An 18963-nucleotide genomic window follows, 5' to 3' on the forward strand; every position below is an offset into this window, starting at 1 on the left:
TTTTAGGCGATTTTGTAAAACGCCGTTGAGATGCACCTTTCTTTGATGAAATTTTTATGGATTATTATTTTTATCTACGGTATTGGTCTCTATTAATAGACAAAAAGTAACCAATAAATTGTAAGACAGTAGATCCTTTTTTTTAATATAAAACTCTTTAAGCTAGACAGTTTAAAGAGTTTTGTTATATTAGAGAACTACCAAACATGAAATCATACTTTATGACGCGATACGATATTATACTCTACGGTGCGACGGGATTTACAGGGCAACGAGCTGCTGCTTATTTGCAAGAACACGCACCTATGTCCGTTCGTTGGGCAATAGCAGGAAGGAATGAAAAGAAATTATTAAACCTGAAAAGAGAACTTAATTTAAATGTTGATGCCTTGGTAGCCGATGCGACAAATGAAGAGGACATAGACATTCTGGTTCAGCAAACCCAAGTGCTGATGACCACAGTAGGTCCTTATGCGTTGTATGGAAGTGAACTGGTACGGCATTGTGCTAAATATGGCGTTCATTATGTAGATATTACGGGAGAATCTCCTTGGGTACGAGATATGTTAGAAGAGTATGGAGAAATTGCCCAGGCAACCAAAGCCAAGATTATCCCATTTTGTGGATTTGATAGCATTCCTGCTGATTTAGGTGTTTGGTTTTTGCAAAAATATATGCGTGAGACTTGGCAATCCGAATTGGTAGAAGCCAAAGCGTATTATACTTTGGCGGGTGGAGGCTTAAATGGAGGGACATTATTATCTGCTTTAAATATGCTTGAAAAAGGAGAAGAGAAGCGTTTGGCAAATCCCAAGTTATTAACCAAAGATTTAAAACATCGCCATTTCATTCCTAAAATAAGAAACAGAAAGAAAAATCACTATGCCAAGGAAATTGATAAGTGGGTATACCCATTTTTTATGGCAGAAATCAATACCAAAGTTGTTTATCGTAGCATCGCTTTAGCTGCTGAATACAACCTACCACATCCCAATCAATTTATTTATCAAGAATACCATGCGATTGGCAAACGGATACCTGCTTTGATGGGAACCGTTGGAATGGCTTCTTTTGGCATTTTGGGACAATTTAAACCTTTCCGATCATTGGTCAAAAAACTAGGTCCTAGTTCTGGGGAAGGTCCCAAGGAAACAGATATAGAAGAAGGTTTTTTTAAATTGCGTATTGTTGGAGAGGACAATCAAGGTCATCGTGCGATGATGACTCTGAAATACAATGGTGACGCAGGGAATAAGGCTACGATTTGTTTTTTGTGTGAATCGGCTCTAGCCTTGTCCTTAGATATAGAGCGATTGCCTAATTATAGTGGCTTTTTAACCCCAACCATAGCATTTGATAGTATTTTGCTAGAGCGGTTGATTGCTGCTGGATTGGAAATTAGCTGTGAGACAATTTAAGAAGTGCAATGAGGGTGAAAAATTTATTACAATCTTTAGGTCCAGGCTTGCTATTTGCAGGCGCAGCGGTTGGCGTTTCTCATTTGGTGTATTCTACTAGGGCAGGAGCTAACTATGGCTTTGGATTGATTTGGCTAGTTTTGGTTGCCAATTTATTTAAATATCCTTTTTTTGAGTTTGGACCAAGGTATGCGACTGCTACGGGAGAGAGTTTGTTAAAAGGTTACCAGCGATTAGGAAATTGGGTTTTGGTAATTTTTGTATTAATTACTTTAGGGACAATGTTTACCGTTCAGGCTGCGGTAACTATTGTAACTGCAAGTCTAGCTGCACACTTGTTTGGAGGAGGAAGTTTAATGTTATGGGTAGGAGGCTTGTTGCTGATTTGCTCGACCTTATTACTAATAGGGCGGTATAATTTGTTGGATAACTTGATGAAAATAATTATTACAACCCTCACACTACTTACCCTAATAACCGTATTTATTGCCTTTTATAACAGGCAACATCCGATTGACTGGACGCAACAATTTCCAATAGAAGGAATAGGCTTGACGTTTGTAATTGCGTTTATGGGATGGATGCCGGCCCCAATGGATTTGTCTGTGTGGCACTCTTTATGGGCATTAGAAAAGCGAAAAAGTGCCAGCAACGGTTTTGACTTAAAAAAATCCCTTTTTGATTTTAATGTAGGTTATATAGGCACAACTGTCCTAGCATTTTTCTTTGTGGCATTAGGTGCTTTGGTGATGTATCGATCAGGAACAGAATTTTCTCCTAAGGGCGCTGTTTTTGCCAAACAACTCATTGATTTATACGTAACAACTTTAGGAAGTGGGGTTGGACTTTTTATAGGAATAGCAGCTTTTATTACCATGTTTAGTACAACGATTACTTGTTTAGATGCTTTGCCACGATCAATGGCAAGAGCACATAGTCTCTTAGCCAATACAACCTCAACATTGAAAATAGAAAAAGCAACTGCTGCATCTTCAATAGAGGTGATCGACACAATCCTAGATAATGAAACAGGAAGCTCAGAAGCCACTCCAACACAAAATATATTGGAGACTCCTAGGAGATATTATCTAGGTTGGCTCTTGGTGTTGGTTCTAGGGTCTTTGGTTATTTTGAATGTATTTTTGACCAATATGGCAGCTTTTTTAATGGTTGCGACTACCTTATCTTTTTTGACAGCCCCCTTTTTTGCTATTGTCAACTACCTACTAGTATTTCGTTATCTACCTAAAACAGAGCAACCTTCTATAGGCATAAAAGTATTGAGTTGGTTAGGAATTGCGTATTTATTCGTATTTTGTGCTATCTATATTTGGAGTTTGTTGTAAAACTTCAGAAATAACTTCATTGAAGCTGTGTTGTCCATGAAACGATTTGTTTATATATTGATATTTTTGTTGGGAATAATTGATTTGTATGGTCAGTCTCGAACAGACCTCGAAAAGAAACGCCAATCTGTTAATCAACAAATTGATAAAACAAATCGCCTGTTAAATCAAACTGCTAACAACAAAAAAGCAACCTTTAAGAAACTAAACGCTTTAGAAGAGCAAATAGGAACACGAGAAGCCTTTATTCAAGAAGTTTCTTATCGAGTGGCATTCTTGGATACCATGATTGATCGCAAAATGACTGTTGTAGAGGAACTAGATCATGATTTGGAGGTGCTAAAAGAAAACTATAAAAAACTTATTCGCCAGTTATATCGTTATAAAATTAGTAAGAATATAATCGCATTTTTTTTGTCTGCGAAAAGTTTTAATCAAGCTTATCAACGTTGGATTTATGTGCAGCGACTGGAGCGATACCGAAGTGTTCAAGCAACCTTTATAAAAAAAGTACAAGCTGATTTAGGACAACGAATCAATCAATTAGAGACTCAAAAAGCAGAGAAAAATGAGTTGTTGCAAAAAGAATTAGAACAAAAGGAACTGCTTCATCAAGAAAAAAGAAATAAGGCTTATCTAATTACCAAACTAAAAAAACAAGAAGGAAAGCTCCGTGCCGATCTAAAACGAAAGAAACGTTATAAAACACAGTTGAGTAAGAAAATCGAAAAGGCAATTCTTCAACAAATTGCTGCGGCTAAAGAAGCAGCTAGGAAGTACAAACAAAACAAGACCTTGGCAAATGCCAAAACTTCTAAAACTCCTATTCTAAAACCAAATCATATAGAAAGTGCAGCCAGCAAAGTTTTTGCTCAACAAAAAGGCAAACTAATGTGGCCTATTTATCAAGGCAAAATTATTGGTTATTATGGACAACATCAACATCCTGTTTTTCAAGATGTTTTGATCAATAATAATGGGGTAGACATAGAAGGGCAATACAATTCTGTGGTTCGAAATGTGCACGAGGGACAAGTGGTTAGCATCTTTACTATTCCTGGATACCAAAATGCTGTCATGGTCAAACATGGGGATTATTATACTGCATATTCCAATGTTGCAAAAGTATACGTCAAACAAGGGCAGTACTTAAAAAAAGGAGGGCAAATTGGGACAATTGGTCGGAATAGTAATGGCAAAGGGCATTTACTACACTTTGAAATTTGGCACAATAAATACAAAGAAAATCCAATGAAGTGGCTTAAGAAATAGGTGTAAGTGTTGTTTTTGGGACGATAAGTATTGGTAAGAAGAATAGTAGAAATGAATAAGGTAATCCTATCTTAGGTTATGTACGAGTACTATCAATTTAATATTTCGTTGATTTTGGACAAAAAAAATGGGTAGAAGCGGTAGGCTCCCCATTGCCCACATTCTACCCTAAATGAACCCCTATTGTAATACAAGTTTTTTCGATATCCATTGACTAGAGTTTAATTTGAGTTGTATGTAATAAACCCCTCTAGTGTATGTATCCAAATTTATAACATTTTTTTGATTATTCAAATTTTTTCGAGAAAAAACTTCTAATCCAAGTGAATTTATTATATTAATTTCTTTAATAGATTCCTTGCAACTTATTGTTATATAGCCACTTGAGGGGTTGGGGTATATGTGCACATTTTTTTCAATTTTTTTAAATTGCTTTAAATTCGTAGGGATGCTAATGACAATGTTTTGTGTCGTAGTATCAGAATTACCACAACTATCGCTAGCAATTAAGGTAACAGAATAGGTGCCTGTTGTATCGAAAATATGTAGGGGATTGGTCAAGGTTGAGATAGGAGTTCCATCACCAAAATCCCAAAAGAAGTTGTTTGAATAACTACTGTTATTAGTAAAACTTGCAGAATCTAAGTTTACATTAGTGTTGAAGTTTGCCTGAACATCATAAGTTCCTATGGACCAATTAGCCAAACTGTCAAGGACAACCATCGCTGCAATTCGCTGCAAAGCTTGTGCGTCAGAGGCCGATAAATTGCCATAGAAATTTAATCCGATAGGACTTTTTCTAAATAATGTAGTGTAAAAAGTACAGGCTGCTAAGTAAGAACCAGCATAAGAGGGATGGCTTTGGTCTGGATTGTAGAGTTCCATTGTAGGAAAACTATCTCGAACTACTTTCCATGCTGCTCCAACAGGAGAGCAAATTCCTTGATTTTGGTTCGTCATTAATAAATAACTACTCCTTAATCTACTTTGCATGCCATCATAGGTACATACAGGCGGATAAAATTGGCAATTGTTCTGATCTCCATTCTTACGCCCCCAAGTCATATAAAAGACGGTTTCTGCACAAGGGTTATGAGCAACAATACTATCGTTTAATTGCGCAGCATAAGGTAATACATCTGTTGCTACTTGAGCTGGTGAGAAGGAAGGTTTTTGGCTTTGTTCTTGAATAATCACATAGTCCCAATTCCCCTGTCGAATGCCATTCATTGTGTTGTTATTGGTAACATGTTGTACTAGTTGTGCTCCTCCAGGAGTGTTAGAGGCGTGTATCAATGTATCTCCATTTGCATTGGCTAGGCGATTAATAATTTCAGGCATTGTATTAAAGTAAGTATAACTATTGCCTATAAAGAATGCTCGTTTGGTGACTTGTCCGTAAATTCCAATACTCCAACCTGATAAAAATAATAAAAGGGTAAAAAATCGATTCATAAATGTGCTTTTTTGTTTTAAAGTCAATACTTGATGGTAAACTATTTCACTATAATACGCTATTATAAACCGACTTTCAATACAAATTTTAATGCTTTTGGATGATTGTAATTTGGGGTAAGGGTAGATTAATTCTTTTTTTTTCAAAAAAAATAAAAAGCTTGTTCTTGGAATTTTGAGGATGAAAAAAATGTTCTTATCTTTAGGAACTCAAAATACCGAGCGTAGCTCAGTTGGTTTAGAGCACTACCTTGACAGGGTAGGGGTCACTGGTTCGAATCCAGTCGTTTGGACAGCTTTCTATTAGGCGTAATTAATTGTTTTTCAATTAGTTGCGCCTATTGCTTTTTTAGCTAAGAATATATTTTTTGTATTTTTTTTGTTTTTATGAGTATTTGTTGCAATAGTGACAATAAAAAAACGATAAAAATTATTTTTTTAGAAGTTTTCATTAAAAAACAAAAAAAGGTGTGATGCCGTGACTGTTTAGCTGTACTTTGTTGGCAGTCAAGTTTTTAAACGGTCACATCAATCGCTTAAAATTGACACACTTCTTATACTTTGCCGTGACATTTCCCCCCGTTGCCCCCCTTTTTAATAATTAAAGGTTGGGTTTTGTGGTTTTTTTGTGACGTTATAAAATGATTTTATAAAACAAAGATGAGAATATGAAGTTAATCCAAGCCATTGAGTTTGCCTTTGAATTAAAGGCAAGAGAATCTCGAAGAAACTCTATTGTAACTTACAGTAGTTTTGTAAGTATTTTTACAAATTATCTGAAAGAGACAAAAAAAGCCAACTATAAGTTGGAAGATTTTACGAAGAAGGAAGCCATCCAGTATTTAGATTATGTACTTGTCAAACGTAATGTTTCAGCCCTAACAAGAAACAATTATTTAAAAGCTATGAAGGTGCTTTTTTATGTTTTGATAGATCGTGATTATATAAAAACAAATCCTTTTTCGGGAATCAAAAAATTAAAGATAGAGCGAAAAAGGCGAACCGTATTCAGTCGTTCAGAATGTGGTATTATTTGCAATTACTTAAAGGGGAGGGATAATGGTTTGTTATTAGCAATTTCTTTGTGCTACTACTGCGCTTTGCGACCGTCTGAAATTAGAAGGCTAAAAGTGCAAGATATTGACCTGACAAACGGTTTTATTACGCTTGATGGTACCGAAACGAAAAATAAAAATCTAGCTCGTATTACGATGCCCAACCACTTGGTTGAATTTTGTAAAGAAATAGGTATTAAAAAATATCCTGCTAACTTTCATATTATGGGCTATCAATTGCGCCCTGCTTTAGAGCCTTGTGGATTCAATACTATAAGAAGAACTCATTTGAAGGTGTTAAGAGAGTTGGAGGAGTACAGACTATTGACCGATATAGAGAATAAATCCTTTTATAGTTGGAAGGACACCGCCGCCCGTGATATGATAGAAGAGGGGGTAAATGCAGCGGCTCTGATGAAACATTTTAGGCATGCTAGTTTGGAGACTACACAAAAGTATTTGGAAAGTTTTGGAGTTAAAAATGATAGGATTAGAGAATTGAGGAGTAAGATTTTTTGATCTATAATGAATTTAGAAGACTATTATTTTTAAATCTCAATCAATAATTATTAAGTTTACTGAAAGAATAAAACAAAAAGTTTTTATAGTGAAGCTTTTTGTTTTATTTGTCGTATGTATTTTAATATTTAGAAGGCATTTAATTATAAATAGTGGTACACTTACATAAAATATTTACCAAACTTAATCTTTCTGAAGGAAATGGTCTTTTTTTGAGTAATACTCAGAGAGAGAGTTTATTTTCAAATAGGATAGAGAGGCTTTTAGTGAATGTTATCAAGCCTGATGCTTTTTTTTGTGTTGATAATAAACCTTTTATTCTTTTTTTTGAGAATCTCAAAAACAAAAAAGAAAAACTTAAACAGATTTGGAATTATAATGAATCTCCAATAATTATAATATCAGAAAATGATTCTGTAGAAATTTATAATGGATTTGAGTTTATTGTTCAAAATGAATCTTTAAAATTTTTAGGTGGTGGAGATAAACTTGATGATTTTAATTATTTTGAATTAGTTACAGGTGACACATGGGAAAAGTATGAAAAAAATTTCAATACAACAAATAGGGTAGATTATCATTTATTAAGTAATATTAAAGCTACAAGAGAAAAACTTATTTTACAATCTCTTTCTTCTGAGTTAGCAAATTCTATTTTAGGTAAAATAATTTTTGTTCGTTATCTGATTGATAGAAAAGTAAAGTTAGACTTTGAACAACAGGGTGAATCCCGATTTTGGACTAATGATGAATTTTGTGAACTATTGTTAGATAAAAACAGAGTAATTAGTTTTTTTGAGTACTTAAAAGTGAAGTTTAATGGCGACCTATTTCCCCTTACAGATAATGATATTAACTCAATTCCTATTTCTTGTTTTAACACGTTGGTTCAGTTATTGCTAGGTAATGAGGTTTCATCAGGACAGATTTCGCTCTTTGATTTATATGACTTTTCTATAATTCCTGTAGAATTTATTAGTAATATATATGAACTATTCATAGGACAAAATGAACAGGAAAAAGAAGGAGCTTATTACACACCTCTATTTTTAGTAGATTATGTGTTAGCTGAGACAGTTGAACAAAAATTAAGATACAAAAAAAGTAGTGATTGTAAAGTACTTGATCCTTCTTGTGGTTCAGGTATCTTTTTAGTAGAAACTTTACGAAAAATTATTGAAAAATATCAAAAGAATAATCCAAAATATTTAGATGATCCTGAAAATTATAAAAGAGAATTAAATCAACTTGTTTTTGATAATATATTTGGAATAGATAAAGATAAAAGTGCAATAAATGTTGCTATATTTTCAATTTATTTAACACTGTTAGATTATCAAAATCCATCTGATATAGAGAGTTTTAGGTTTCCAGTTTTAAAAGGAGTTAATTTTTTTGTAAACGATTTTTTTGATACTAAAGCAATTTTTAATAATATAATTAATGTTCACTCTTTTGATTTTATTTTAGGAAATCCTCCATGGAAAAGAGGAAAAGGAGAGAAAAAATATCCTTTGTTTGATCAATACATTGATAGGAGGAAAAAAGAAGAGGAAACAGCTGATTCATCTATAGAAATAAAAATTAGTAATAAGGAGATTGCCCAAGCTTTCGTTCTAAGAACTAGTGATTTTTCTTCAAAAAATACAAAAGTTGGTTTTATAGTTACAAGTAAAATACTCTATAATCTAAATGCTAAAGGATTTAGAGAGTATTTTCTAGACAAATTTCTAATCTATAAAGTTTTTGAATTATCCCCAGTTAGGAAGGAAATTTTTAATAATTCGAATGATAAAGCTGTAGCTCCAGCGTCTATACTATTTTATAAATATTCTCCTGATGAATTAACAGATGAAAATGTAATAGAGCATATAACTTTAAAACCTAGTCGTTTCTTTTCTTTATTTAAAATTTTTACAATCCAAAGAGCAGACTATAAGAGAGTAGTCCAAAAACGATTGAAGGATTATGACTATTTATGGAAAGTATTGGTGTATGGAAATTATCTAGATTTTAATCTAATTAGAAGATTAAAGGAAAAGTATGAGTCTATATTAGACATAATTAATGATGTAGAAAAGTTTTATTTTGGTCAAGGAATTCAGGTTGGAGGAGGAGATAAAAGAGATGCATCAGTGCATGTAGGGAAAAAATATATAAACTCAAGGAAAGACATAGAACCTTTTTGGATTAACTCTAGTACAAATGAAAAATGGGATGAACCAATTGTTCATAGACCTAAGGTTGAAAAGTTATTTAGAGGTCCAATGATTTTAATCACCAAAGGATTTAAAAAAACATTTCGTTGTGTTTCTGGATACATTGATGATGATGTCGTTTTTAGAGATGCTTTAACTTCTATTAATGCATTTGATGTAGCAGATTCAGATATATTAAAACTTATTTCAGGAATTTTAAATTCATCTTTATTTTCTTACATAAATTTGCAAACTTTTAGTTCATCAGGGATCGAAAGGGAGCAAGCTCATAATACAGAGAAATTTAGTATTCCATTTGTATTTGACAAGTCAATTCTCAGTATTTATAATGAAATAGTTAATCTAAAAAAAGAATTAAAGTCATTTACAGGTATAATTTCAGGTAGTAATAATAGTATAATTGATTTAAAAATTAAGGAATTAGATGCTGCTGTACTTTCTGCGTTTTCGTTTTCTGATCAAGATCAAGATCTTCTTAAATATTCTACAGATGTTATGATACCAATTATTATGAAGCATAAAGGACATGAGAGAAAATTTGCTTCATTAAATTTGGATAGTCATATATTAATGGATTACATTAGTATGTTTTTAGATTCCTTTAATTCAGTATATAAAAAACAAAATCTAAAACTAATAGTAGATGTAAAGCATTCAAGTCAGATAATTGGTTTATTTTTTAAAGTTGTTTCTCAAAAACAAAATATAAATTCAATTGAAACAAGTGGTATGTCTGATAATGCTATTTTGAGTATGTTGTTGTCACTAGGTATTCATAAGGTAACGGATAGGCTTTTCATTCAAAAAGATATTAGAGGTTTTGAAGAAGATGGATTTTATATAATAAAACCTAATGAATATAAACTTTGGCATAAAGGAATTGCACATCTTGATTTAAATGAATTTAAAAACGCTATTTTAATGGCAGGAAAAAAATAGTACATTCAATGTTTGACGATTTAAATGCAACATTTTTTAAGTTTGCTCTCCCATTTTATAGTGTTAATTTTGAGACTTTATTGTCTAAAATTATCAATTGTTATCAAATGATGATTGAAGACGATGTAAGCTTAAGAAATGATGAAAATAGTATTAGAGATGTTTTATTGTTAAGTTATTTAAAAGATAACATGATAAGACGAAAATTAAGTATTATGCACTGGCAGTTCGAACGAGAAGTGCAGGAAAAACATTCTGTTGGTCGAACGGATATAAAAGTAACAAGCGTAAATAATCTATTGAATCAAGAAGCATATTACACTTTTGAATGCAAACGTCTTGATGATAAAAACTTATCTAAGACGTATGGTTTAAATGGTAAATATATAAAGGACGGGATTAAGAGATTTACGGATAAGTATTATTTATCACATTACAGAGTTAATGCGATGATTGGTTTTGTTGTGAAAAAAATAAATATAAACACTAATATACTTGAAATAAATAAATTGTTAAAAGGTTCTTTTTCTCAAATCAAAACAGAAACAAACTTAGTTCAAAGTGATATTGTGAAAGGGTTTGAGCACTTGTATGAATCTAATCATTTAGATATAGACAATGATAGATTAAAGATTTATCATCTAATGTTTGACTTTAGTGATAATATGAGTTAATGTTCTTCTAAGTCTGAAACAAAATGTTTTTAATTGTCGAAAATTATTCAATTTAAAACAATTTGTTTATTTTGTGATTTCATAGAATACGTTCGGTTTTATTTGATATGTACTTAGCGGTATACATTTATTATTCTAAGACCATGTTATTAAATGAGAGACAATAAAGAGAAAAAGAGTAAGGTCAGAAAATTAAAACTAAAAAGCAAGTATCATTTTTTGAAATTATATGCCGATATGCAACGGGTCTACTTGTTGGATATTGCAAAGAATCATAGGTATTCAGACGACCATTTGAATAGGTTAGAGCTTCGGTTAGAAGAATTACAAAGAATGATTACAGAAGATTAAAAAAAGCCCTTGATAAACAATAATTGTCAAGGGCTTTTTTGCGTTTGTTTCAAAAAAGAATAGTAGATGTCATGATCAACTTGTGTGCAAGTTAAGAATGATAGAATAAGGGAGTTGAAGAGTAAGATATTTTAATTTTTATCTATATTTGAATCTTTAATTAACTTAATAAAATATAATATGAAAAATATTGTTTTTTTAGCTTTAATTGCTTGTTTAATTGGTTTTAGTTCTTGTTCTGAAAAGTCAGAAGATGTAGTTATTAAGGTTAATCCTTTGTTGGTATATGGCACGTATGAAGGAACTTATACTAACACATCAGGAACTGTAGGCAACCTTACCACTACTACTGATAACAATTATCAAGTAAAAATAGTAGACCATGGAGGGGGAAATTCAATATCAATAGCGGGGGCAAATGACAATAATATTACACTAGTAACAACAACTTTAAGTACCTCTGATGGTGTTACGTATACAGGAAGTTTGGAAGACCCTGCCTTAAATTTCTTTTCTTTTAATGTAAGTACAAAAAAAGTAAAAATTAGCCTTTATCAGAATAACGAGCAAAAAGAATACGAAGGATACAAACAATAAACTCCGATTTGAAACACAAAAAAGCCCTTGACAAACAATAATTGTCAAGGGCTTTTTACGTTCGTTTCAAGAAAGAACAACAGCTCCAATTTACCAGGAAAAAACAAAACGCCACAACCACGATAAATACTGAATTTTTAAAAACGACTTTTGCAATTAATAGAAAAAAGTCCTCTAAAAAGCGTACTATTCAAGTATATTAAAATTTCGTGCGCATCAAAATAAACAACTGATCAAAAAGCGGCACCACTTTCTTTAATTCAGTAGGCGTCATATAAACCTCTCGAGTGTATTTGGTCTTAGTTAAGTACGAATTAGCCACCCCTAAGCGCTTTAATTTATAGGCGATGTACTGCTCAAACAAACGGGCTAAAATTTCAGTACGTTCCACATAATAAGACCTATTAGAAAAGGCTTTAATTCGCTTGATAAAGGTTGATGATTCGGTTTTATTCGCATTCCAGTACGCCACCTCCAGTATATCTTCCATAGCAGAACGAATCGGATACGTTTTTTTATTGTAAGGAATCCTTGTTGAGTTGGTACTACTTCCATTCGATAGCGAATAATAACGATTATGCGGCTCTACTAAAGAACCAAAGAAATAATCTAGAAAGTGTCCGTACTCATGCGCAAAAGACCCCACACCCCCCGAATTAACAAAACGAACGGCTTTACTTTTTGGGTTTTTATATCGAGTGGCTTCATAGTAACGGGTCATGTTGATAATATGCGTACTAGGTTCGTAGTGTGCCACCGCTCCTCGTTGTCCTCTAGCTCCAAAGGCAACGCCCAACGTACCATCTAAGCCCAAATTATTAGCTTTAAACTTTAGAACTTTATTGAGATCATACAAACAAATTCCCAATCCTGCTAAATAATTAAAACGGTCTTCATTGGATACCCAGTTGCCAAACTGAAACCCTCTCAAATTAAATACCTTTTGGACATTGCGAACATCTTTAATTTTATGGAGAAAAACAGCAGGCAAAGAACCTTTTCTAAATTCTTTATAAATGGCTTGAAACCCTTTTCCACGCCACCAAGCCTCCATTTTGGAAACGCCTGTATCTGCCCCTCCTAAGGTATCGGTTATCTTAATAGCCATCTTATCTTTTTAGTTTTCCCAGTTTCTTAATGCGTTCTTGATTCAGTTCTTTAGCAGAGCATCCCGAGCCGATTTTTAATTCATTTTTAGGCAGCTTTGCCTTGGTTTTTTTTAGTTTTTTCATGTGGTTTTAAATTAGTTTAGGAATAAAACAAAAAGACTTCAAAAAAACTTAAACAAGACGCCTAAAAGGCGTAAAAACACCCTTTAAACGTAGTTTAAAAGCCTTATTCTATCTTTCTTTAAGAGGGAACCGCTTTGATACGCTCCAAAGCAATGTTGTAATACTTTTCTTGAATCTCAAAACCTACAAAATTACGATTAAGACGCTTACAAGCTACGGCGGTGGTGCCACTTCCTGCAAAACAATCTAGGACGGTGTCGCCTTCGTTTTCAGTCGCCGATAAGACCAACTTTTCTATTAATTCAATTGGTTTTTGTGTGGGGTGGACCTTCTCTCCATTGGTCTTCTTTGCTCCCGAGCTAAAGGCAGGCATTCGCCAAACATTTTGCCCTTTTTTATAGCGTTTGTACTGTGGTGAAGGATTGGTACAAAAGATAATATCTTCATGCGAATAGCTATAATAACAGCCTGCACCGCTGATTTTATCCCATGTAATGCGGTTACGGATGGTTAAAACCTCCTGTAACAGCTCATAAAATAAAGGATAGGTTCTCCAGTCGCAAAAAACATATATTTCACCGTTGGCCTTTAATACTCGTTTCCATTGTTTAAAGACTTCTTTAAAGAACGGTTTTACCATGTTTAAATCACTGTAGGTGCCTTTGGTGCCGTTGTGGGTCATGCCACAAAAGTAGGGCGGATCGGTAATAATGGCGTCAATGGATTGGTGGTTGATTTGTTTTAAGCCGTCTAGGCAATCGTTTAATTTTAAGTCTATGTTCATAGGGTTGGGTAAGCTTGTAATTTTGTGCTTTGAGACGTATTTTAAAGATCAGTAATGGTGTATAAATTGGTGTTGATGTCGTAATCTACCTGCACCGTTCTACCTACTGAAATTTGTTGTTGGGTATCGGTTCTACCTTTGTAGACAAAAATATTTTCATCATCAACATTTTTTAGCCATGCGTGCCACAAACTGCCGTTGGTAATGCGAAATGAAAAGCTATCATCGGGGGCATCTTCCAATAATAACACCGCTCCACTTGCATCATAAGAATTAAAAATGTGTGTTGGTTGGTTGGAAATATCACCATAAGCCAATGGAAACTCATCAGAATTGGCATTCATTAACCAATGACCATCGACCTTATTAGGGCTGTTTAAAATGCTTTTGGTTGGGTCTAATAAAATAGAAAGGTAAATCAAAGCGATTGCCCGACTAGCATTGTATACCAAATAATTGCCTACTTTGTCTAATTGTGATACTCGCACTCGAATAGCATCTTTAATACTCTTTTTCGAGCGATCCGACAACAAAATAAAATCATTGTCAATAGGATGTTTGTGTACAAAAATCCCCTTCTTAGGGATCAAATGTTTTACTTCCAATTGATTGTCTTTAATGGCTAAAAAATCGCCTGTGGTTTCAATTCTCATAGGATTGGGTTTATTGAAATTTGTATAAATGCTTTTCTAAATGATGGCCAGGGCAGGACGTTTGCCCAAACTCTTTGTGACCATTGACCGCCAAGGGTTGTGGTAATTGTCTGCGGAGGTGAGCGATCAAACGCCCCAAACTTTTGAGCTGTGCGGCACTGGGTTCTTGCTTGGTAAAATCTCCACTCAAACAAATACCAATCCCTCGAGTGTTGTGTCCTGCTACATTGTAAGAAACATTGGTTAGTGGATTGCCTTGTATAATATCGCCGTTGACCTCGATCACAAAATGGTAACCAATTGCTGGCCATCCTCTCGACTGTACATGATAACGGGCGTAATCTTCGGCGGTTTGTCCAATACTTGCCGAATGATGGACAAATATTTGGTTGATGCTATCGAGCGACCGTGTTCGGTATTGTTGATTGTTAGAGCGCATTAATTGACGGCTTTTGTCTATAATGCGCACTTTTCGAGTGGCAGCGGTTACGACCAAAACCACGACCAACAACAGCCCCAAGAATAGGACTTTTTTGTTTTTGTGGACTAATTTTAAAGGACTGCTCATGGCTTAAATGCTTATTGGTGGGATTATCTCTTTGGTTGCTGTGGTTGTTTCGTCTTTTCCTAGCGCATAACCAATGGCACCGCCTGCATAAGGAATAAACAACATAGAAAACACCCAATATTTCCAACCTCTTTGGGCTTTTAATCCATAAGCAAAAATTAACAAGGTGACAATCGCACCGCCTAGCATGGCACTATCTGTTTTTTTCATTTTATTGAGGGTTTTGTTCAGAGCCTTTTAGGTAGAGCCAACGCAAGAAAAGGACAAGAACAAGAATCAAAAAAACAGGTTTTAAGATATTGAATAATTCATCTTTAAAGGTCGGTTCTTTCTCTTCCTTGCTGTTGTACCACAAGTAGCCCGTTGCGCCAGCTCCTGCTAAAAAAGGGATTAATAAAAACATATTATTGAAGGGCTTTAAGCAGTTGATTAATGGAAATACTTGTTTTGTTTGTGTATTTCTTCAACATGGTTTCCGTGAGCGCTCCAAACTTGCCATCTTCTACCAAAAGCGGCGTAAAAGTAGGGGTATTTTGGCGGTGTTTGTCGTTGAGAAGTTTTTGTAACATTCTAACCGCTTCGCCTTTGCTCCCCTTGCTCAAAATAGCATCCTTATTGACCGTATTAGAAGAGGTTAAGCTCGTAAGGACTGCCGTACTTGTTGCACTCTTAGAAGGGCGTTGTTTTGCCTTTTCAAAGAAGTTAATCAAATTATTTCGATAGAAATAGGTTAATAAAAGTGCTAGGACAAGAAGCCCCATTAGTAAGGGCTTCTTGTATGATTTTGGGTTCTTTTTCACGGGTTTTCTATTTGGTCAGTTTAGCAATGCTTTGATCCTCCTTTACCACCATCAACTCTTTTGTGGTGGCTGTTGGCACGGTTGCCGTATCAACAGGTTTCGTGTTAGCGGTTGGTTGTTTGGAGGGCGTGGTTTCTGTTTCTGTGGTTGCCTTTTTAGTGGTGGCTTTCTTTTTGAAATAATATGCCACACCACCACCTACAACAACTAAAAGAATAAGAACGACTAAGATTTTAAATTTGTGTTTTTTGAACATGATTTGTTAAGATTATAAGGTTTTAAGATTGGACGTATGATTGGTGTTTAAGCTCTTTTGTACGCCTGTTGCTAGATTCACATTGACCGCTTTTAACGTCTGTCCTTTTAGGTCTAAAATAGATAAACTAACAAGGTCATTTTGTACAGGAGTTGAAGTGGTACCACTCATTTTATTGGCTTTGCCGCTTCTTACTTTTTGTGGGTCAACGGTTTGCTGCAATTGTTGAATCAAAAAAGAACCAAAGCCTTTTTTAACTTGAATCATCGGTGTTGTTACCCCATCTACAAAAGTGCCTTTGTATTGTATTCCTTGATAATGCATGGTGTACTCAAAACGCCTGTTTTCGGTATCAATAGAAGGAACATGAATATCCAATTGAATGCTTGATTCAACATTTGATTCCTTTAAAGTGGTTGGAACTGGTGTTGTTAATTTCGGCGTTTCTGTATGGGGCGTTGTTGTTGGTGGTGGGTTTAGTTTTGCTTCTTTGGCTTGGCGTCGTTTTGTCTTGACAAAAAAAGCGAATCCAACCCCCGACAGCACCAACACCAAGGCAACCAAAAGTATTTTAGAAGTGTTTCCCATTAGGTAATAATGTCTTTAAGGTTATCAATGCGGTTTTCAATCAGACTAAAGTAACCAAGTGACCCCATTTGTACTGGAGCGTCACAGCCTACATTACACTCGTTCATGTGAACTTGAATGTCTACCCCATACTTGACTTTATACGCTCTTACAGCTGCCATAAAACGGACAGAATCTAAAGCATAGAGTTCTTTAATAGGGTTGCAACGCTCTGAAAAATCAAAATAGTAACGGGTGGTTAATCCTTTGTGTAAACGAGTCAACAATTCATCGGGATTATAAGTCACTTGCTGCCCGTTTTCGTCTTTGATATTGACCGTTACGTCCACTTCTTTGTGTTCTTTTTCGGCTTTTCCTCGCATCTTCCCAAGGATAAAAACGACAACAAGCACCAACACAAGCCCACCAAAAACAGCATAATTTTTATTGATGTGATTTAATGGCATGGGTATAGGGTTTAAATTCGTTTAATTAATCCTTCCTGTTCTAAGGCGGTGATGGCTTCCTCTCTGGTCACTTGATCAAAGAAATTCATTTCAGATCGCCAAAACTTGACTAAATCATACATTCCCCAAGCTGCATAGACGCCCTTTCCATTGACTTTTTTTAATAGCTCATGATCTTCTTTGTCGTGACCGTTGACCGCTTTAAAAAAGTCTAAGCCGTTTCTATCAGCTTTGTACCACCATATTTGATCGGCGGTGTGAAGATGGGCGTTTTGGTTGCCATACATCAAGTTCAAACCAACCGAACCAAACCACCACGGATTACCGCCGTGTCTCAATTCTGAAAGGTTGTAGCCTTGACCATCTTTAGATAAAAAGTTTTCAATGTCACTTCTCAGCGGTGCAGCTTCGGTCTCGTACTTGCCATAAACAGGATACGTTAAATAGTCGCCTGCGGTAGTTCCGTCAATCAAGCCAAACATTTTGGCAATGGCTTGATTGGCTTTTCGACTAAAGGCATTGTTATTGACCAAAGTGCGCCCGACTTTGTGCTTGGCTCTGACTTTGTCTGCATCGGATTTGTTCAATTGAATCTTGCGCATTCTATCGTCAATCAATCGCAAACCTTCTTTAGAGGTCATTAAAACTGCCGTGTATTGGGGCATATTTTCGGGCGTGGGTTTGGTACCCAAAGCCGAATGCTCTAATTCTTCGGCGGTGTAGAGGTTGGTGGCGTTGGTTCGACCACCCACAGGTGGTGGAGCTGTTCCTGTTCGTTGGGTGGGGATCGGTTCCTCCTCTTTTTTCATAACCGACCAAATCGCAAAACCACCTGCCCCAAGAATCAGCAACAAACCCAAGATTAACAAAGGTACTTTTAGTCGGTTATTTGGTTGTTTTTCCATTTTTAGAGAAGATTAAAAAGGCGAGTAATAAAACCACCCCAAGACCCACCGCTCCAATAAGCAAAGGTTTTGTTTTATTGGGTGGTGGTGGCGGTGGTGTGGTAGTGGTATTTTGAGTAGCAGGCGTTTTACCTGTAAACAAGGAGACAAAGTTGGTGATGCTGTCCAAACCGTTGGCGCTAGCATCAATAATGCCCGATACCTCCTCTTTGTTGGTGGGCTTGCTTTGTGCTGCGCTTTCTCGAATTGTGCCACTTCCAAACTGCCCTTGAAAATCGGGCTTGTCAAAGTCAAAACTTAAATTAAGTTCGTCCATTATTTAGCGGTTTTAATGAGTTTGTAGGTAAATGCCAACAAGACCAAAACCAACCCAAACCGAAAGGATAAGGTCGCCACCGCTTCTGCTTTGCAATAAGTGCATTTGGTATCGGTTAGATGTTGCGGAGGCGTTTCTTGGATTACTTCGGGTTTGGTAGAGGTGGTGGTTAAGGTTGGTTTTTCAATAGGTTTAGAAGGTTCCACCATTTTTACAATAGGATCAGGCGTTGATGCGGTGGGTTCTTGGAGGGTTAATTGTCGTTGTTCGGATAAGGTGCCAGTAGTAGACATAATTTAGGGTTTAGAGGTGTAAAAATAGAGGGCGACGATAAGAACTAGGGAAACGACCACAGAGCCACTAATAACTATTAATTTTTGCCGTTGCTTGCGCTCTTGTCGATCTCGGGCATCTTGGATAATTTCAGCATTGGCTTGTGCGCCAAAAATAGCGGCTAAATCTTTGCCGCTTAATCCTTGGTTGCCAATTCCTCCGCTTAGTAAATCAATGCCAATATCACCCGTTTGTATATCGCCTACAACTCCCGTTTGTGCTAATGCCATAGAATTT

The 18963-nt window shown here is 35.3% G+C and carries 24 protein-coding genes and 1 tRNA gene; 9 read left to right on the forward strand and 16 right to left on the reverse strand.

From position 1 onward, the window contains the following. Nucleotides 1–206: 206 nt before the first annotated feature. Genes QP953_RS02610 through QP953_RS02620 form a run of 3 tightly spaced genes read left to right on the forward strand, consistent with a single transcriptional unit; the run spans nucleotide 207 to nucleotide 4036 of the window. Complete coding sequence (locus QP953_RS02610; RefSeq protein WP_309553860.1) at nucleotides 207–1418, forward strand: saccharopine dehydrogenase NADP-binding domain-containing protein; 1212 nt, start codon at nucleotides 207–209, stop codon at nucleotides 1416–1418. An 8-nt stretch (nucleotides 1419–1426) separates the two neighbouring features. Further along, a complete protein-coding gene (locus tag QP953_RS02615; protein ID WP_052597905.1) occupies nucleotides 1427–2764 on the forward strand; it encodes an Nramp family divalent metal transporter in 1338 nt (445 codons plus the stop codon). 36 nt (nucleotides 2765–2800) lie between these two features. Beyond that, complete coding sequence (locus tag QP953_RS02620; protein ID WP_052597906.1) at nucleotides 2801–4036, forward strand: murein hydrolase activator EnvC; 1236 nt, start codon at nucleotides 2801–2803, stop codon at nucleotides 4034–4036. Between the two features lie 180 nt (nucleotides 4037–4216). Here the strand turns inward: QP953_RS02620 and QP953_RS02625 are convergent, their stop codons facing one another. Further along, nucleotides 4217–5491 carry a PKD domain-containing protein gene (locus QP953_RS02625; RefSeq protein ID WP_309553861.1) on the reverse strand — a complete coding sequence of 425 codons (1275 nt, stop codon included), beginning with the start codon at nucleotides 5489–5491 and terminating at the stop codon, nucleotides 4217–4219. 218 nt (nucleotides 5492–5709) lie between these two features. Between QP953_RS02625 and QP953_RS02630 the strand changes: the two genes are divergently transcribed. From QP953_RS02630 to QP953_RS02655, 6 genes are all read left to right on the forward strand, one after another. Continuing rightward, nucleotides 5710–5784, forward strand: a tRNA-Val gene (locus tag QP953_RS02630). A gap of 375 nt (nucleotides 5785–6159) precedes the next feature. Next, a complete protein-coding gene (locus tag QP953_RS02635; RefSeq protein ID WP_309553862.1) occupies nucleotides 6160–7065 on the forward strand; it encodes a site-specific integrase in 906 nt (301 codons plus the stop codon). 152 nt (nucleotides 7066–7217) lie between these two features. Next, nucleotides 7218–10223, forward strand: a complete 3006-nt coding sequence (locus tag QP953_RS02640; RefSeq protein ID WP_309553863.1) for an N-6 DNA methylase — start codon at nucleotides 7218–7220, stop codon at nucleotides 10221–10223. Nucleotides 10224–10231: 8 nt separating this feature from the next. After that, nucleotides 10232–10897, forward strand: a complete 666-nt coding sequence (locus QP953_RS02645; RefSeq protein ID WP_309553864.1) for a hypothetical protein — start codon at nucleotides 10232–10234, stop codon at nucleotides 10895–10897. 153 nt (nucleotides 10898–11050) lie between these two features. Then, a complete protein-coding gene (locus QP953_RS02650; protein WP_309553865.1) occupies nucleotides 11051–11248 on the forward strand; it encodes a hypothetical protein in 198 nt (65 codons plus the stop codon). A gap of 180 nt (nucleotides 11249–11428) precedes the next feature. Next, complete coding sequence (locus QP953_RS02655) at nucleotides 11429–11845, forward strand: hypothetical protein (RefSeq protein ID WP_309553866.1); 417 nt, start codon at nucleotides 11429–11431, stop codon at nucleotides 11843–11845. 199 nt (nucleotides 11846–12044) lie between these two features. Here the strand turns inward: QP953_RS02655 and QP953_RS02660 are convergent, their stop codons facing one another. From QP953_RS02660 to QP953_RS02730, 15 genes are all read right to left on the reverse strand, one after another. Beyond that, nucleotides 12045–12953 (reverse strand): LPD1 domain-containing protein, encoded by a 909-nt coding sequence (locus tag QP953_RS02660; protein WP_052596295.1) that lies wholly within the window; start codon nucleotides 12951–12953, stop codon nucleotides 12045–12047. Nucleotide 12954: 1 nt separating this feature from the next. Then, nucleotides 12955–13077, reverse strand: a complete 123-nt coding sequence (locus QP953_RS02665) for a hypothetical protein (RefSeq protein WP_309553867.1) — start codon at nucleotides 13075–13077, stop codon at nucleotides 12955–12957. Between the two features lie 118 nt (nucleotides 13078–13195). Further along, nucleotides 13196–13861, reverse strand: a complete 666-nt coding sequence (locus QP953_RS02670; RefSeq protein ID WP_309553868.1) for a site-specific DNA-methyltransferase — start codon at nucleotides 13859–13861, stop codon at nucleotides 13196–13198. 41 nt (nucleotides 13862–13902) lie between these two features. Then, the gene (locus QP953_RS02675; RefSeq protein WP_309553869.1) at nucleotides 13903–14514 is read right to left on the reverse strand and encodes a hypothetical protein; all 612 of its coding nucleotides are present in this window, start codon (nucleotides 14512–14514) and stop codon (nucleotides 13903–13905) included. Nucleotides 14515–14524: 10 nt separating this feature from the next. Continuing rightward, entirely contained in the window at nucleotides 14525–15082 is a 558-nt protein-coding gene (locus QP953_RS02680; protein WP_309553870.1) for a peptidoglycan recognition family protein, read from the reverse strand. Nucleotides 15083–15085: 3 nt separating this feature from the next. Continuing rightward, nucleotides 15086–15292, reverse strand: a complete 207-nt coding sequence (locus QP953_RS02685; RefSeq protein ID WP_309553871.1) for a hypothetical protein — start codon at nucleotides 15290–15292, stop codon at nucleotides 15086–15088. A gap of 1 nt (nucleotide 15293) precedes the next feature. Continuing rightward, nucleotides 15294–15485, reverse strand: coding sequence for a hypothetical protein (locus tag QP953_RS02690; RefSeq protein WP_309553872.1), 192 nt, complete (start codon nucleotides 15483–15485; stop codon nucleotides 15294–15296). Nucleotide 15486: 1 nt separating this feature from the next. Further along, nucleotides 15487–15882 carry a hypothetical protein gene (locus QP953_RS02695; protein WP_309553873.1) on the reverse strand — a complete coding sequence of 132 codons (396 nt, stop codon included), beginning with the start codon at nucleotides 15880–15882 and terminating at the stop codon, nucleotides 15487–15489. A 7-nt stretch (nucleotides 15883–15889) separates the two neighbouring features. Continuing rightward, complete coding sequence (locus tag QP953_RS02700; RefSeq protein WP_309553874.1) at nucleotides 15890–16138, reverse strand: hypothetical protein; 249 nt, start codon at nucleotides 16136–16138, stop codon at nucleotides 15890–15892. A gap of 12 nt (nucleotides 16139–16150) precedes the next feature. Next, the gene (locus tag QP953_RS02705; RefSeq protein WP_309553875.1) at nucleotides 16151–16726 is read right to left on the reverse strand and encodes a hypothetical protein; all 576 of its coding nucleotides are present in this window, start codon (nucleotides 16724–16726) and stop codon (nucleotides 16151–16153) included. Beyond that, nucleotides 16726–17172, reverse strand: coding sequence for a hypothetical protein (locus QP953_RS02710; RefSeq protein ID WP_309553876.1), 447 nt, complete (start codon nucleotides 17170–17172; stop codon nucleotides 16726–16728). The genes QP953_RS02705 and QP953_RS02710 overlap by 1 nt, the downstream gene beginning before the upstream one ends. A gap of 11 nt (nucleotides 17173–17183) precedes the next feature. Continuing rightward, nucleotides 17184–18077, reverse strand: a complete 894-nt coding sequence (locus tag QP953_RS02715; protein WP_309553877.1) for a hypothetical protein — start codon at nucleotides 18075–18077, stop codon at nucleotides 17184–17186. Continuing rightward, on the reverse strand, nucleotides 18058–18393 hold the full coding sequence (locus tag QP953_RS02720; protein ID WP_309553878.1) for a hypothetical protein: 336 nt from the start codon (nucleotides 18391–18393) through the stop codon (nucleotides 18058–18060). Before QP953_RS02720 ends, QP953_RS02715 begins: the two co-directional genes overlap by 20 nt. After that, entirely contained in the window at nucleotides 18393–18686 is a 294-nt protein-coding gene (locus tag QP953_RS02725; protein WP_309553879.1) for a hypothetical protein, read from the reverse strand. The genes QP953_RS02720 and QP953_RS02725 overlap by 1 nt, the downstream gene beginning before the upstream one ends. 3 nt (nucleotides 18687–18689) lie before the next feature. After that, nucleotides 18690–18956, reverse strand: coding sequence for a hypothetical protein (locus QP953_RS02730; RefSeq protein WP_309553880.1), 267 nt, complete (start codon nucleotides 18954–18956; stop codon nucleotides 18690–18692). Nucleotides 18957–18963 lie beyond the last annotated feature (7 nt).

Origin of the sequence: Aureispira sp. CCB-E (assembly GCF_031326345.1) — a bacterium.
GTDB lineage: Bacteria > Bacteroidota > Bacteroidia > Chitinophagales > Saprospiraceae > Aureispira.